Genomic DNA, 15,904 nt, shown 5'->3' on the forward strand with positions numbered 1-15,904 from the left:
TGACGTAGTCACAGCTATAGAAAATTGCATGGCTATTAGATAGTTTGCTTTGTAAGTGTTATGCAGTTTTTTAATATAACTGTACTGCCTATAAGTGAATATCCTGTAACTATAGCTGAATACCAGGAGAATTTCCTGTTTGAGGCCTTCTTTACTTAAGCTTTCGAGCAGTACAGTTACAAATTGATCTGTTCTGCTAGCTGACCTGAAAATCAGATTTTTCTTGCAGGCAGGTACAAAAAACCCGGCTCGAAGCCGGGTTTCCTGTCGGGATGGTCAGCGTTTATTCAACGGCCTTGACCATGTCTTCGATGACCTTCTTGGCATCGCCGAAGACCATCATGGTCTTGTCCATGTAGAACAGTTCGTTGTCCAGGCCGGCGTAGCCGCTGGCCATGGAGCGCTTGTTGACGATCACGGTCTTGGCTTTGTAAGCCTCGAGGATCGGCATGCCGGCGATCGGCGACTTCGGATCGTTCTTCGCGGCCGGGTTGACCACGTCGTTGGCGCCGAGCACCAGCACCACGTCGGTCTGGCCGAACTCGGAGTTGATGTCTTCCATCTCGAACACTTGCTCGTACGGCACTTCGGCCTCGGCCAGCAGCACGTTCATGTGGCCGGGCATGCGGCCGGCGACCGGGTGGATTGCGTACTTCACGGTGACGCCGCGGTGGGTCAGCTTCTCGGCTAGTTCCATCAGTGCGTGCTGGGCGCGCGCTACCGCCAGGCCGTAGCCGGGCACGATGACCACGGTGTCGGCGTTGGTCAGCAGGAAAGCGGCGTCGTCGGAGGAGCCCGACTTGACGTTGCGCTCCTGTTGCGCGCCGGCCGGGCCACCAGAGTCGGCATCGGCACCGAAGCCACCGAGGATGACGTTGAAGAACGAGCGGTTCATCGCCTTGCACATGATGTACGAGAGGATGGCGCCCGAGGAGCCGACCAGCGAGCCGGCGACGATCAGCATCGAGTTGTTCAGCGAGAAGCCGATACCGGCAGCCGCCCAGCCCGAGTAGCTGTTGAGCATCGACACCACCACCGGCATGTCGGCACCGCCGATGGGGATGATGATCAGCACGCCGATGACGAAGGCCAGGGCGACCAGCACGGCGAAGGCGGTGATGTCGCCGGTGAAGGTGTAGTACAGACCCAGGCCCAGAATCGCCAGGCCGATCACCAGGTTGACCAAGTGCTGACCCTTGAACACCACGGGGGCGCCCTGGAACAGGCGGAACTTGTACTTGCCCGACAGCTTGCCGAAGGCGATCACCGAACCGGAGAAGGTGATGGCGCCGATGGCAGCACCGAGGAACAGCTCCAGGCGGTTGCCTGCCGGGATGGCATCCCCCAGCGCGGCGACGATGCCCAGCGACTGCGGCTCGACGACAGCGGCGATGGCGATGAACACAGCCGCCAGGCCGATCATGCTGTGCATGAAGGCGACCAGCTCCGGCATCTTGGTCATCTCGACGCGCTTGGCCATGATGGTGCCGATGCTGCCACCGACCAGCAGGCCGACGATGACGAAGCCCAGGCCCTGAACGGCCAGCTCGCTGCCGAGCTTGTAGATCAGGCCTACGGTGGTCAGTACGGCGATGGCCATACCGATCATGCCGAACAGGTTACCGCGACGCGATGTGGTCGGGTGCGACAGGCCTTTGAGCGCCTGGATGAAACACACCGAGGCGACGAGGTAGAGAACAGTGATCAGGTTCATGCTCATGGTCAGTGCTTCTCCGCCTGCGCTTTCGGCGCTTTCTTCTTGAACATTTCCAGCATGCGTCGGGTGACCAGGAAGCCACCGAACACGTTCACCGCTGCCAGTGCCACGGCCAGGGTGCCCATGGCCTTGCCCAGCGGGGTGACGGTGAGCGCGGCGGCCAGCATGGCGCCGACGATCACGATGGCGGAGATGGCGTTGGTCACGGCCATCAGCGGGGTGTGCAGGGCCGGGGTGACGTTCCACACCACGTGGTAGCCGACATAGATGGCCAGCACGAAGATGATCAGGTTGTAGATGCCGTCGGAAATCAGATCCATGTCCCTACTCCTTAGCCGTTCTTGCGCACGACTTCGCCGGCATTGCACATCAGGCAGGCCGCGACGATGTCGTCTTCGAGGTTGAGCTGGAACTGGCCTTCCTTGTCGATCATGAGCTTGAGGAAGTCCAGCAGGTTGCGTGCGTACAGGGCGGAGGCATCTGCCGGCACCAGTGCGGCCAGGTTGGTGTGGCCGACGAGGGTCACGCCATGCTTGACCACCACCTGGTCTGCTTCGGTCAGCGGGCAGTTGCCGCCTTGCGCGGCTGCGAGGTCGATGACCACGGAGCCGGGCTTCATTTCGGCCACTGTGCTCTCATGGAGAAGCGTCGGCGCCTTGCGGCCCGGGATCAGCGCAGTGGTGATGACGATATCGGCCTGTTTGGCGCGCTCGTGCACAGCCTTGGCCTGACGCTCCATCCAGGACTGCGGCATCGGCCGGGCATAACCGCCTACGCCTTGCGCGCACTCACGTTCCTCGTCGGTCTCGAAGGGCACATCGACGAACTTGGCGCCGAGCGACTCGATCTGCTCTTTGACCGCCGGACGCACATCGGAGGCCTCGATCACCGCACCCAGGCGTTTGGCCGTGGCGATGGCCTGCAGGCCGGCCACGCCAGCACCAAGAATCAGCACGCGCGCGGCTTTAACGGTGCCGGCAGCGGTCATCAGCATCGGCATGAAGCGTGGATAGTGGTTGGCCGCGAGCATCACAGCCTTGTAGCCGGCGATGTTGGCCTGCGAACTCAGCACATCCAGGCTCTGCGCGCGGGAGGTACGCGGTGCGGCCTCCAGGGCGAAGGCAGTGATGCCGCGAGCGTTCATGCGTGCAATGGTGTCGTTGCAGAACGGGTTGAGCATGCCAACCAGCACGGCGCCGCGCTTGATGTGAGCCAGTTCGGCGTCGGTCGGCGCGACCACTTTCAGCACGAGGTCGGCGCCAAGTGCGGCCAAGTCGTTGCCAATGGTAGCGCCAGCGGCTTCAAAGGCGCTGTCCGGGATGCTGGCACTGATGCCGGCACCGGCCTGGACGGTCACCTGGTGGCCCTGGCCAACCAGCTTCTTGACGGTCTCGGGCGTCGCGGCAACCCGCGTCTCCCCGGCATGGGTTTCGAGAGGAACACCGATGTGCACTTCTAATCTCCTGCGTGATCTTTTGGGTGAACCTGCGCACTACGCTGGCACGCCGGTGATTGGGGATCAGCACATAACCCGCCGGAAGGTGGCGAGCGCGGCGATTGTGCAATCGAACGCAGACCCTTACAAGAAGTTATGGAGTAAAAAAAATGGATTACTACAAGTAATGGGTCTATGAGGGATTTTTATACTGCGCGCAGCCCGCGTGGATTCTGGGGAACGGCAGGCAAGACGCTGCCTAGGGCGTTGCTCAGGCATTCATGACGGGAATGACCGTTGGTCGATTGGTGTCGGGTGTGGAAGGTAATGCACAGGGTGTTCGAAATAGTGCTATAGCCCGAAAGTAGTGGCTTTGGCGTACTTTCGCGGCAATTGCTTATGTAGCGTGACTATTTGTTTGCTACCAGTCCCTATTTGTTCTTTCTATGGGGGCTGGGGGTTTATGGTGGCACTGAAGGCGAGTTGGTCATCGCTGCTGGTAAGCGTGCGCTTCGCCTAATAGCCAGTCTCGAAAAGCCTTCAGTGCTGCCGATTCGGCCTTGCGCTCCGGCACCATCAAGTAATAGGCGCGGTCATTGTTCGACACGGCGAGGTCGAGGGCGACCACCAGGCTGCCCTCGTCCAGTTCACGCTGGATCAGGAAGGGCGGGATCAGGGCGATGCCCATTTCGTGCCTCGCTGCCTGGGCCAGCATGGAGAACAGTTCCAGGCGAGGGCCTGTCATGTCTCGGGCGACGTTCATGCCCTGGGCGGCGAACCACTGGCGCCAGGCGTAGGGGCGGGTGGTTTGCTGCAGCAGTGGCAGAGCGGCGATTTGCTCGACTGTCACCGGGGTGTCGCCTAGCAATGCTGGGCTGCAAACCGGCAGCAGGTGTTCGTGCATCAGAAAGTGCGCTTCGGTGCCTGACCATTCGGCATCGCCGTAATAGATGGCGGCATCGAAGTGGGTGTCGGCGAACAGGAACGGGCGTGTGCGGTTGGTCAGGTGCACCGTCACTTCCGGGTGCAGGCGCTGAAAGGCGCGCAGGCGGGGGAGCAGCCACTGAGTGCCAAAGGTCGGCACCACTGCCAGTTCTATGCTGGTCGTGCCCTGATTGCCCATCAAGGCTAGGGTGTCGCGCTCCACGGCATCGAGCTGCGCTGCGACCTTGCGACTGTAGGCAACTCCTGCCTCGGTTAGCACAACGCCGCGCCGTGATCGGCGGAACAGTTCCACATTGAGAAAGCTCTCCAGTCCGCCGATCTGCCGGCAGATCGCGCTCTGCGTGAGGTTCAGCTCGTCGGCTGCCTTGGTGAAGCTCTGATGGCGTGCGGCCGATTCGAAGGCGACGAGGGCAGCAGTGCTGGGAATCTTGCGGCGCATTGATGCAAAAGCCTCACTCAACAGTAGTGTTTATGGCTGGTTAAGCTAGCTTGAAGTGAGGAAAAAGCACAGGTCTGTGCAAAATCTGCGTTTGTCCATCGCCTGAAGCCGGCCTAGGATGAATGTCATTCCGGGTCGGCTGGATCGACCACTCACATCACTGCTTCGAGGTTTCTCGTAATGGCCAAGGCAAGCTTCAACTGGATCGACCCGCTGCTGCTGGATCAGCAACTGACCGAAGAAGAGCGCATGGTGCGTGACAGCGCCCAGCAGTTCGCCGATGACAAGCTGGCGCCCCGCGTGCTGGAAGCCTTCCGTCATGAGCAGACCGATCCGAAGATCTTCCGCGAGATGGGCGAAACCGGCCTGCTCGGCGCCACCATCCCCGAAGCCTACGGTGGCAGCGGCCTGAACTACGTGTGCTACGGCCTGATCGCGCGAGAAGTGGAGCGCATCGACTCCGGTTACCGTTCGATGATGAGCGTGCAGTCGTCCCTGGTGATGGTGCCGATCAATGAGTTCGGCAATGAGGCGACCAAGCAGAAGTACCTGCCCAAACTGGCCAGCGGTGAGTACATCGGCTGCTTCGGCCTGACCGAGCCTAACCATGGTTCCGATCCCGGCGCCATGGTCACGCGTGCCAAGAAGGTCGAAGGCGGCTATCGCCTGACCGGCAGCAAGATGTGGATTACCAACAGTCCGATCGCCGATGTCTTCGTGGTCTGGGCCAAGGATGACGCTGGCGAGATTCGCGGCTTCGTCCTGGAAAAAGGCTGGGAAGGCCTCTCCGCTCCGGCGATTCACGGCAAGGTCGGTCTGCGCGCGTCGATCACCGGCGAGATCGTCATGGACAATGTGTTCTGCCCTGAAGAGAACGCCTTCCCGGATGTACGTGGCCTGCGTGGTCCGTTCACTTGCCTGAACTCCGCTCGTTACGGCATCAGCTGGGGTGCGCTGGGCGCCGCCGAATTCTGCTGGCACACCGCGCGCCAGTACGTACTCGATCGCAACCAGTTTGGTCGCCCGCTGGCGGCCAATCAGCTGATCCAGAAGAAACTGGCCGACATGCAGACCGAGATCACGCTGGCGCTGCAAGGCTGCCTGCGCCTCGGCCGGATGAAGGACGAAGGCACCGCTGCCGTGGAAATCACCTCGATCATGAAGCGCAACAGTTGCGGCAAGGCGTTGGATATCGCCCGCCTGGCGCGCGACATGCTGGGCGGCAACGGCATCAGCGATGAGTTCGGCATCGCCCGGCATCTGGTCAACCTCGAAGTGGTCAACACCTACGAGGGCACACATGACGTGCATGCACTGATCCTCGGCCGCGCCCAGACCGGCATCCAGGCCTTCTTCTAAGGGCACACGCCTTTCTTTCGATCCCTGGTGCGCGTGGCGCACCCTACGGAGAACCTCCATGCCTGGCGCCCTTTCCCATATCCGTGTGCTCGACCTGTCCCGCGTCCTCGCCGGCCCCTGGGCGGGGCAGATCCTGGGTGACCTCGGTGCCGAGGTGATCAAGGTGGAGCGACCGGGCTCGGGCGATGACACCCGGCATTGGGGGCCTCCCTATATAAAGGATGCCGAGGGCAACGACTCGCGCGAGGCGGCTTACTTCCAAAGTGCCAATCGCAACAAGCAGTCGCTGACCCTCGATTTCACCCAGCCCGAAGGTCAGCGCCTGGTGCGTGAGCTGGTCGCGCAGTGCGATGTGCTGCTGGAGAACTTCAAGGTCGGTGGCCTGGCGGCCTATGGGCTCGACTACGAGTCGCTGAAGGCGATCAACCCAAGGTTGATCTACTGCTCCATAACCGGTTTCGGTCAGACCGGGCCCTATGCCAAGCGTGCCGGCTACGACTTCATGATTCAGGGGTTGGGTGGCTTGATGAGCCTGACCGGGCGTCCGGACGGTGAGGAGGGCGCAGGGCCGATGAAGGTCGGTGTGGCGCTGACCGACATACTCACCGGGCTCTATGCCACCGTAGGTGTTCTGGCGGCGCTCAATCAGCGTGAACAGTCTGGTATCGGCCAGCACATAGATGTGGCGCTGCTCGATGTGCAGGTCGCCTGCCTGGCCAATCAGGCCATGAACTACCTGACGACAGGTGTATCACCCAAGCGCCTGGGTAATGCTCACCCCAATATCGTGCCCTACCAGGATTTCCCCAGCGCCGATGGCAACTTCATCCTTGCGGTGGGTAACGACGGTCAGTTTCGTAAGTTTTGTGAGGTCGCGTGTGTTGCGCACCTTGCCGATGACGCGCGCTTCGCCACCAACAAGGCGCGTGTCGCGCACCGTGCCGAGCTGATCCCGCTGTTGCGCCAGGCAACGGTGTTCAAGACCACGGCTCAGTGGATCGAGCTGCTGGAAACGGCTGGGGTGCCCTGTGGGCCGATCAATGATCTGCAGCAGGTGTTCGCTGATCCTCAGGTGCAGGCGCGGGGGCTGCGCCTTGATCTGCCCAATGCGCTGGGGAGTCATACACCGCAGGTCGCCAGTCCGCTGCGCCTGTCTGCTACGCCGGTGGCGTACCGTTCAGCGCCGCCACTGCTGGGGCAGCACACCGAGGCCTTGCTGGAGCGGCTACTGGGCATGAGTGAAGCGCAGGTCTCTGCGTTACGTGAGGGTGGAGTGGTCTAAGTATTTCCGCCCTCTGTATAAGAAGGCGGAAGGTCTCTTGAGCTATATGCGCATTTTTTGCCTTTCTGGGGGTTTACAGCGCGCCGCGCTCATGTAGAATGCGCGCCTCGCTGAGACGAACCCAGGTTCGGCGAAGCGCTAAGTTGTTGAGATAGAAAGAAAATTTCTTCAAAAACAACTTGACGGAGTGGCGAGGTGCTGTAGAATGCTCGCCTCACCGAAGCGGAAGAGATGAAGCTGAGGTTGCTCTAGGTTGTTGAGTAGAAAGAAGTTTCTCCGGAAACAAATTCGAAAAACAGCTTGACAGATAGAGAGGCTGCTGTAGAATGCGCGGCCTTGGTTGAGGCGAAAGACTTAACCGAATGTTCTTTAACAACTGAATCAAGCAATTCGTGTGGGTGCTTGTGAGGTAAGACTGATAGTCGACTGATTATCAGCATCACAAGTAACACTCGTGAATTCGAGAGTTTATTTGCGATTGCTGAGCCAAGTTTAGGGTTTTCTCAAAACCCAAGCAGTATTGAACTGAAGAGTTTGATCATGGCTCAGATTGAACGCTGGCGGCAGGCCTAACACATGCAAGTCGAGCGGATGAAGAGAGCTTGCTCTCTGATTTAGCGGCGGACGGGTGAGTAATGCCTAGGAATCTGCCTGGTAGTGGGGGATAACGTCCGGAAACGGGCGCTAATACCGCATACGTCCTACGGGAGAAAGCAGGGGACCTTCGGGCCTTGCGCTATCAGATGAGCCTAGGTCGGATTAGCTAGTTGGTGAGGTAATGGCTCACCAAGGCTACGATCCGTAACTGGTCTGAGAGGATGATCAGTCACACTGGAACTGAGACACGGTCCAGACTCCTACGGGAGGCAGCAGTGGGGAATATTGGACAATGGGCGAAAGCCTGATCCAGCCATGCCGCGTGTGTGAAGAAGGTCTTCGGATTGTAAAGCACTTTAAGTTGGGAGGAAGGGTTGTAGATTAATACTCTGCAATTTTGACGTTACCGACAGAATAAGCACCGGCTAACTTCGTGCCAGCAGCCGCGGTAATACGAAGGGTGCAAGCGTTAATCGGAATTACTGGGCGTAAAGCGCGCGTAGGTGGTTCGTTAAGTTGGATGTGAAAGCCCCGGGCTCAACCTGGGAACTGCATCCAAAACTGGCGAGCTAGAGTACGGTAGAGGGTGGTGGAATTTCCTGTGTAGCGGTGAAATGCGTAGATATAGGAAGGAACACCAGTGGCGAAGGCGACCACCTGGACTGATACTGACACTGAGGTGCGAAAGCGTGGGGAGCAAACAGGATTAGATACCCTGGTAGTCCACGCCGTAAACGATGTCAACTAGCCGTTGGGTACCTTGAGTACTTAGTGGCGCAGCTAACGCATTAAGTTGACCGCCTGGGGAGTACGGCCGCAAGGTTAAAACTCAAATGAATTGACGGGGGCCCGCACAAGCGGTGGAGCATGTGGTTTAATTCGAAGCAACGCGAAGAACCTTACCTGGCCTTGACATGCTGAGAACTTTCCAGAGATGGATTGGTGCCTTCGGGAACTCAGACACAGGTGCTGCATGGCTGTCGTCAGCTCGTGTCGTGAGATGTTGGGTTAAGTCCCGTAACGAGCGCAACCCTTGTCCTTAGTTACCAGCACGTTATGGTGGGCACTCTAAGGAGACTGCCGGTGACAAACCGGAGGAAGGTGGGGATGACGTCAAGTCATCATGGCCCTTACGGCCAGGGCTACACACGTGCTACAATGGTCGGTACAAAGGGTTGCCAAGCCGCGAGGTGGAGCTAATCCCATAAAACCGATCGTAGTCCGGATCGCAGTCTGCAACTCGACTGCGTGAAGTCGGAATCGCTAGTAATCGTGAATCAGAATGTCACGGTGAATACGTTCCCGGGCCTTGTACACACCGCCCGTCACACCATGGGAGTGGGTTGCTCCAGAAGTAGCTAGTCTAACCTTCGGGGGGACGGTTACCACGGAGTGATTCATGACTGGGGTGAAGTCGTAACAAGGTAGCCGTAGGGGAACCTGCGGCTGGATCACCTCCTTAATCGAAGACTTCAGCTTTCTCATAAGCTCCCACACGAATTGCTTGATTCATTGTAGAAGACGATGCTGTAACGCGACCCTGTTATAGGTCTGTAGCTCAGTTGGTTAGAGCGCACCCCTGATAAGGGTGAGGTCGGCAGTTCAAATCTGCCCAGACCTACCAATTCAGGTGCAGATGCTTACGGGGCCATAGCTCAGCTGGGAGAGCGCCTGCCTTGCACGCAGGAGGTCAGCGGTTCGATCCCGCTTGGCTCCACCACTTACAGTTTGATCGTAGCGTAAGAGTTCAGAAATGAGCATTCCTGCAGAAGCAGAAGAGTGTTGATTTCTGGTCTTTTGATCAGTCGAAACATCGTTCTTTAAAAATTTGGGTATGTGATAGAAGTGACTGATTAATTGCTTTCACTGGCAATTGATCTGGTCAAGGTAAAATTTGTAGTTCTCAAGACGCAAATTTTCGGCGAATGTCGTCTTCACGATTGAGACAGTAACCAGATTGCTTGGGGTTATATGGTCAAGTGAAGAAGCGCATACGGTGGATGCCTTGGCAGTCAGAGGCGATGAAAGACGTGGTAGCCTGCGATAAGCTCCGGTTAGGTGGCAAACAACCGTTATGACCCGGAGATCTCTGAATGGGGGAACCCAGCCAGCATAAGCTGGTTATCTTGTACTGAATCCATAGGTGCAAGAGGCGAACCAGGGGAACTGAAACATCTAAGTACCCTGAGGAATAGAAATCAACCGAGATTCCCTAAGTAGTGGCGAGCGAACGGGGACTAGCCCTTAAGTTGATTTGAGATTAGTGGAAGGTTCTGGAAAGTTCCGCCGTAGTGGGTGATAGCCCCGTACACGAAAATCTCTTATCAATGAAATCGAGTAGGACGGAGCACGAGAAACTTTGTCTGAACATGGGGGGACCATCCTCCAAGGCTAAATACTACTGACTGACCGATAGTGAACCAGTACCGTGAGGGAAAGGCGAAAAGAACCCCGGAGAGGGGAGTGAAATAGAACCTGAAACCGTATGCGTACAAGCAGTGGGAGCCTACTTTGTTGGGTGACTGCGTACCTTTTGTATAATGGGTCAGCGACTTATATTCAGTGGCGAGCTTAACCGAATAGGGGAGGCGTAGCGAAAGCGAGTCTTAATAGGGCGCTTTAGTCGCTGGGTATAGACCCGAAACCGGGCGATCTATCCATGGGCAGGTTGAAGGTTAGGTAACACTGACTGGAGGACCGAACCGACTACCGTTGAAAAGTTAGCGGATGACCTGTGGATCGGAGTGAAAGGCTAATCAAGCTCGGAGATAGCTGGTTCTCCTCGAAAGCTATTTAGGTAGCGCCTCGTGTATCACTGCTGGGGGTAGAGCACTGTTTCGGCTAGGGGGTCATCCCGACTTACCAAACCGATGCAAACTCCGAATACCAGCAAGTGTCAGCACGGGAGACACACGGCGGGTGCTAACGTCCGTCGTGAAAAGGGAAACAACCCAGACCGTCAGCTAAGGTCCCAAAGTTATGGTTAAGTGGGAAACGATGTGGGAAGGCTTAGACAGCTAGGAGGTTGGCTTAGAAGCAGCCACCCTTTAAAGAAAGCGTAATAGCTCACTAGTCGAGTCGGCCTGCGCGGAAGATGTAACGGGGCTCAAACCATACACCGAAGCTACGGGTTCATCCTTTGGATGAGCGGTAGAGGAGCGTTCTGTAAGCCTGTGAAGGTGAGTTGAGAAGCTTGCTGGAGGTATCAGAAGTGCGAATGCTGACATGAGTAACGACAATGCGAGTGAAAAACTCGCACGCCGAAAGACCAAGGTTTCCTGCGCAACGTTAATCGACGCAGGGTTAGTCGGCCCCTAAGGCGAGGCAGAAATGCGTAGTCGATGGGAAACGGGTTAATATTCCCGTACTTCTAGTTACTGCGATGGAGGGACGGAGAAGGCTAGGCCAGCACGGCGTTGGTTGTCCGTGTTTAAGGTGGTAGGCTGAGATCTTAGGTAAATCCGGGATCTTAAGGCCGAGAGCTGATGACGAGCGTTCTTTTAGAATGCGAAGTGGTTGATGCCATGCTTCCAGGAAAAGCTTCTAAGCTTCAGGTAACTAGGAACCGTACCCCAAACCGACACAGGTGGTTAGGTAGAGAATACCAAGGCGCTTGAGAGAACTCGGGTGAAGGAACTAGGCAAAATGGCACCGTAACTTCGGGAGAAGGTGCGCCGGTGAGGGTGAAGTATTTACTACGTAAGCCCATGCCGGTCGAAGATACCAGGCCGCTGCGACTGTTTATTAAAAACACAGCACTCTGCAAACACGAAAGTGGACGTATAGGGTGTGACGCCTGCCCGGTGCCGGAAGGTTAATTGATGGGGTTAGCGCAAGCGAAGCTCTTGATCGAAGCCCCGGTAAACGGCGGCCGTAACTATAACGGTCCTAAGGTAGCGAAATTCCTTGTCGGGTAAGTTCCGACCTGCACGAATGGCGTAACGATGGCGGCGCTGTCTCCACCCGAGACTCAGTGAAATTGAAATCGCTGTGAAGATGCAGTGTATCCGCGGCTAGACGGAAAGACCCCGTGAACCTTTACTATAGCTTTGCACTGGACTTTGAGCTTGCTTGTGTAGGATAGGTGGGAGGCTTTGAAGTGGGGACGCCAGTTCTCATGGAGCCATCCTTGAAATACCACCCTGGCAACCTTGAGGTTCTAACTCTGGTCCGTTATCCGGATCGAGGACAGTGTATGGTGGGTAGTTTGACTGGGGCGGTCTCCTCCCAAAGAGTAACGGAGGAGTACGAAGGTGCGCTCAGACCGGTCGGAAATCGGTCGTAGAGTATAAAGGCAAAAGCGCGCTTGACTGCGAGACAGACACGTCGAGCAGGTACGAAAGTAGGTCTTAGTGATCCGGTGGTTCTGTATGGAAGGGCCATCGCTCAACGGATAAAAGGTACTCCGGGGATAACAGGCTGATACCGCCCAAGAGTTCATATCGACGGCGGTGTTTGGCACCTCGATGTCGGCTCATCACATCCTGGGGCTGAAGCCGGTCCCAAGGGTATGGCTGTTCGCCATTTAAAGTGGTACGCGAGCTGGGTTTAGAACGTCGTGAGACAGTTCGGTCCCTATCTGCCGTGGACGTTTGAGATTTGAGAGGGGCTGACCTTAGTACGAGAGGACCGGGTTGGACGAACCTCTGGTGTTCCGGTTGTCACGCCAGTGGCATTGCCGGGTAGCTATGTTCGGAAAAGATAACCGCTGAAAGCATCTAAGCGGGAAACTTGCCTCAAGATGAGATCTCACTGGAGCCTTGAGCTCCCTAAAGGGCCGTCGAAGACTACGACGTTGATAGGTTGGGTGTGTAAGCGCTGTGAGGCGTTGAGCTAACCAATACTAATTGCCCGTGAGGCTTGACCATATAACACCCAAACAATCTGCCCTCAAAGCAGAGGGTGTCGATGGTGAAGTCGACAGAAAGCCGAAAGTTTGCAAGAACTACAAATTACGAATCACATACCCAATTCGCTGTAACGGTTAAACCCGAGACAGCAACAAATTGCTTGACGACCATAGAGCGTTGGAACCACCTGATCCCATCCCGAACTCAGTAGTGAAACGACGCATCGCCGATGGTAGTGTGGTGCTTCACCATGTGAGAGTAGGTCATCGTCAAGCTCCTATACGAACGCCCTGATCAGGTAACTGGTCAGGGCGTTCTTCTATGTGCGCAAAAGCGCGTGGCGGTGAGAGTCCCGGAGCGCCGGCCGCCGGAGCGCCGGCCGGATCATCCTCAAGCTCCTATACGAAACCCCAGATCGCCTAGCGGTCTGGGGTTTCTTCTTTGCGGCAAGGAAAACCGGTCGCACCGGTGCGCTGCGCGCACCGCCAATCACGCCGACAGGCCGCTGTGCGCGGCGCACCCTACGGGGATCGTGCCGCAACGAAAAGGCCACCGTCAGGTGGCCTTTGGGCGTTGGGGATGGAGTCAGTTGCCGCAGGGTTCGCTGGCGATGGGATAGATCACAAAGCATTTGCGCCTTGAGATTTAACGGCTGATTGAATCCTGTCGCCTTGCTTTGATGAATCACAGCTTGTCAGGGCGTTGTCATCTGCTTCGATGACAGCGATTGATAAGTCCTGATCCTTGCGATCCCACTCAGGCGTAGCGAGCACCAAGGCATTCTCTTATGCGTCAATCGAGTCGTATCACTTTCCGTTCCACCTTTCGTATCAAGATCAGCGACCGTGAGAGCGACACGTTGATCGGTTATGCCGGTGATCTGTCCGAATGCGGGATGAAGTTGCTCGGCGACACGCTCGTCGAACCCGGTAGCGAGCTCAAGCTGCGTATACGGATGCGCGACCGTGAAGGAGAAATGCGCCAGGTCGATGTGGACATGGCCTGTCAGTGGTCGCAGGAGAACATCCGTACAGGCTTCTTTGAAGCAGGGCTGTCTCTGCTTGGCGAGTCGTCGCAGTACGTGGAGCTGGTCGAGGGCATGCGCAACAGGCGTAAGACGCAGGCATGAAAAAGGCGCCGATCAGGCGCCTTCGTCAAAAGCTTGCGGAGAGCCCCGTGGGGTTTAGCCCAACGTGCCGAGGATATTCACTCCGACCCGGTCGGGAATCTCGTTCTGCGACAGTACGTGCAGGCCGGGACTGAATACCCGTGCATAGCGTGCCAGCAGCGGACGCAGCTGCGGCATGACGGTGAGGATTGGCGGGTGGCCATCCTTGCGCAGCTTCTCCTTCACCACTGGCATGGTGTTCTGCAACTGGTTGAGCAAGCTGGGCTCGACCGGAATGTTGTCCAGGCTTACCGGGCCAGCCTGCTGAGCGATGGCCAGGGCATTGAGCAACGTGTTCTCCAGCGCATTCTCGAGGATGAACACGGAGAGCTCCTGGCGCTCCCCAGCGATCATGCCAACGATGCTGCGGCGCAGGGCATAGCGCACGTCGGAGGCCAGCAACACCGGATCCTTGGTCGACTCGCCAGCTTCAAGCAGGGTGGTGGCAATGGTCACGATATCCTTCAGCGGCACCTGCTCTTGCAGCAGTTGTCGGTAGACTCGGTGCTGTTGGGTGTAGCTGAGCTGGTTCTTCAGGCTTTCCGCCAACTTCGGTGCCTGTACCTGCAGGCGTTGCATCAGGTGGTCGACGTCATCGTGCTTGAATACGTCAGGCAGGTGTTCGCGAATGACCTTGTTCAGGTGCGTGGCGATGACACTGGCACAGTCGATGACCTGGTAGCCGAGGTTGAGCGCGCGCGATTTGTCTTCGGGCTGAATCCACACTACCTGCATGCGATACGCCGGGTCGACACCGAGAATGCCGTCGATCTCGCCATACAGTTCCGGCGAGGGGATGGCCATCATGCGATCAGCATGCAGTTCAGCGCCATCGATCTTCTCGCCATTGATATGAATGCTGTACTGCGATGCCTTCAGGCGCAGGCTGTCGCGGATGTGCACTTCTGGCAGGAGAAAGCCCAGGCTCTCCGACAAGGTCTGGCGTACACCACGTACGCGTTGGGTCAGAGGAGCGCCGGCGGCTTCGTTGACCAGGCCGACCAGCTTGTAGCCAAGCGATACCGAGAGGCGCTCGACCAGTGGGATGTCTTCCCAGGCCAGGTTCTGCACGCGCTCCTGTTCCATTGCCTTGCCCAGTGCCTGCACCTGTTCCAGGCTGGCGGCTTCGTCCGGTGGCGCGTTGCGTGAGACGGCCCAGCCGATCAGCGCAGCGAGGGCTGCAAAGCTGGTGAAGGCCAGGTGCGGCATGCCTGGCACCAGCGCGAGCACCACCAGGATGCCGGCAACGGTGTAGAGCAACGAAGGCGAGCCGAGCATCTGCCGGTGCACCTGCTGGGTGATCTCGGCTGACTCGTTGACCCGGGTGACGATGATCGCTGCGGCAGTCGCCAGAAGCAGGGCGGGAATCTGCGCGACCAGGCCGTCGCCGATGGTCAGCAGGGCGTACTGACGGAAGGCATCGCCAGCACTCATGTCGTGAGCGAACACACCGATAGCGAAGCCGCCGAACATGCTCACCAGCAGGATCAGGATGCCGGCGACGGCATCGCCGCGGACGAACTTCGAGGCGCCGTCCATGGCTCCGTAGAAGTCGGCTTCCTTGGCCACTTCCTGGCGGCGCTGCTTGGCTTCCTCGGGGCCGATCAGGCCGGCGTTGAGGTCGGCGTCGATGGCCATCTGCTTGCCGGGCAGGGCGTCCAGGGTAAAGCGTGCGCTGACCTCGGAGATGCGCTCGCCGCCTTTGGTGATGACGATGAAGTTGACGATCATAAGGATCACGAACACCACCATGCCGACGATGAAGTTGCCGCCGATGACTACCTCACCGAAGGCCTCGATCACCTTGCCTGCGGCCCCGGTGCCGGTATGGCCTTCGAGCAGTACAACGCGGGTCGAGGCGACGTTCAGGCACAGGCGCAGCAGGGTGGTGATGAGGATCACCGTGGGAAACAGGGAGAAGTCCAGCGGGCTCTTGGCCGAGATGCTGACCAGCAGGATCAGCACCGCCAGGCTGATGTTGAAGGTGAAGAGGATGTCCAGCACCAACGGCGGCAGCGGCAGGATGACCATCGCCAGCACCGAGAGGATCAGGATCGGGATGCCGATACGACCGCTGCGGAAGGTGGGCGCGAGTTGCTGCAATAGGTTCAT

Annotated in this window: 8 protein-coding genes, 2 tRNA genes and 3 rRNA genes; 8 read left to right on the forward strand and 5 right to left on the reverse strand. The window is 57.8% G+C overall.

Going from position 1 to position 15,904, the window contains the following annotated elements:
- Positions 1–283: 283 nt before the first annotated feature.
- The 4 genes from C7A17_RS11490 to C7A17_RS11505 form a co-directional block, all read right to left on the reverse strand.
- A complete protein-coding gene (locus C7A17_RS11490; RefSeq protein ID WP_106738162.1) occupies positions 284–1,720 on the reverse strand; it encodes an NAD(P)(+) transhydrogenase (Re/Si-specific) subunit beta in 1,437 nt (478 codons plus the stop codon).
- Between the two features lie 2 nt (positions 1,721–1,722).
- Positions 1,723–2,037, reverse strand: a complete 315-nt coding sequence (locus tag C7A17_RS11495; RefSeq protein ID WP_016490057.1) for an NAD(P) transhydrogenase subunit alpha part 2 — start codon at positions 2,035–2,037, stop codon at positions 1,723–1,725.
- A gap of 11 nt (positions 2,038–2,048) precedes the next feature.
- Positions 2,049–3,170: a Re/Si-specific NAD(P)(+) transhydrogenase subunit alpha gene (locus C7A17_RS11500; RefSeq protein ID WP_106738163.1), complete on the reverse strand. Its 1,122-nt coding sequence runs from the start codon at positions 3,168–3,170 to the stop codon at positions 2,049–2,051.
- Between the two features lie 469 nt (positions 3,171–3,639).
- Positions 3,640–4,536, reverse strand: a complete 897-nt coding sequence (locus C7A17_RS11505; protein ID WP_106738164.1) for a LysR substrate-binding domain-containing protein — start codon at positions 4,534–4,536, stop codon at positions 3,640–3,642.
- Between the two features lie 180 nt (positions 4,537–4,716).
- Here C7A17_RS11505 and C7A17_RS11510 point away from each other — a divergent pair, with 180 nt between their 5' ends.
- From C7A17_RS11510 to C7A17_RS11545, 8 genes are all read left to right on the forward strand, one after another.
- Positions 4,717–5,895, forward strand: a complete 1,179-nt coding sequence (locus C7A17_RS11510; RefSeq protein WP_106738165.1) for an acyl-CoA dehydrogenase — start codon at positions 4,717–4,719, stop codon at positions 5,893–5,895.
- 58 nt (positions 5,896–5,953) lie between these two features.
- Entirely contained in the window at positions 5,954–7,177 is a 1,224-nt protein-coding gene (locus C7A17_RS11515; protein WP_106738166.1) for a CaiB/BaiF CoA transferase family protein, read from the forward strand.
- 522 nt (positions 7,178–7,699) lie between these two features.
- Positions 7,700–9,236: ribosomal RNA gene (locus C7A17_RS11520) — 16S ribosomal RNA — on the forward strand.
- 85 nt (positions 9,237–9,321) lie between these two features.
- Positions 9,322–9,398 (forward strand) — tRNA-Ile (locus tag C7A17_RS11525).
- A gap of 20 nt (positions 9,399–9,418) precedes the next feature.
- Positions 9,419–9,494, forward strand: a tRNA-Ala gene (locus C7A17_RS11530).
- Positions 9,495–9,747: 253 nt separating this feature from the next.
- A 23S ribosomal RNA gene (locus C7A17_RS11535) occupies positions 9,748–12,642 on the forward strand.
- A 141-nt stretch (positions 12,643–12,783) separates the two neighbouring features.
- Positions 12,784–12,899, forward strand: a 5S ribosomal RNA gene (gene rrf / locus C7A17_RS11540).
- The 16S, 23S and 5S rRNA genes sit together here with 2 tRNA genes alongside, the layout of an rRNA operon.
- 512 nt (positions 12,900–13,411) lie before the next feature.
- Entirely contained in the window at positions 13,412–13,753 is a 342-nt protein-coding gene (locus C7A17_RS11545) for a PilZ domain-containing protein (protein WP_106738167.1), read from the forward strand.
- A gap of 54 nt (positions 13,754–13,807) precedes the next feature.
- On the opposite strand, the gene flhA is transcribed toward C7A17_RS11545, so the two are convergent.
- Positions 13,808–15,904, reverse strand: coding sequence for a flagellar biosynthesis protein FlhA (flhA, locus tag C7A17_RS11550; RefSeq protein ID WP_106738168.1), 2,097 nt, complete (start codon positions 15,902–15,904; stop codon positions 13,808–13,810).

It is taken from the genome of Pseudomonas mendocina, assembly GCF_003008615.1.
Lineage (GTDB): Bacteria > Pseudomonadota > Gammaproteobacteria > Pseudomonadales > Pseudomonadaceae > Aquipseudomonas > Aquipseudomonas mendocina_C.

What these genes read in the sequence shown, in the direction of transcription:
- C7A17_RS11495 (WP_016490057.1), bottom strand. Translation starts at nt 2,037, where the DNA reads ATGGATCTGATTTCCGACGGCATCTACAACCTGATCATCTTCGTGCTG.
- flhA (WP_106738168.1), bottom strand. Translation starts at nt 15,904, where the DNA reads ATGAACCTATTGCAGCAACTCGCGCCCACCTTCCGCAGCGGTCGTATC.
- C7A17_RS11505 (WP_106738164.1), bottom strand. Translation starts at nt 4,536, where the DNA reads ATGCGCCGCAAGATTCCCAGCACTGCTGCCCTCGTCGCCTTCGAATCG.
- C7A17_RS11510 (WP_106738165.1), top strand. Translation starts at nt 4,717, where the DNA reads ATGGCCAAGGCAAGCTTCAACTGGATCGACCCGCTGCTGCTGGATCAG.
- C7A17_RS11490 (WP_106738162.1), bottom strand. Translation starts at nt 1,720, where the DNA reads ATGAGCATGAACCTGATCACTGTTCTCTACCTCGTCGCCTCGGTGTGT.
- C7A17_RS11545 (WP_106738167.1), top strand. Translation starts at nt 13,412, where the DNA reads ATGCGTCAATCGAGTCGTATCACTTTCCGTTCCACCTTTCGTATCAAG.
- C7A17_RS11515 (WP_106738166.1), top strand. Translation starts at nt 5,954, where the DNA reads ATGCCTGGCGCCCTTTCCCATATCCGTGTGCTCGACCTGTCCCGCGTC.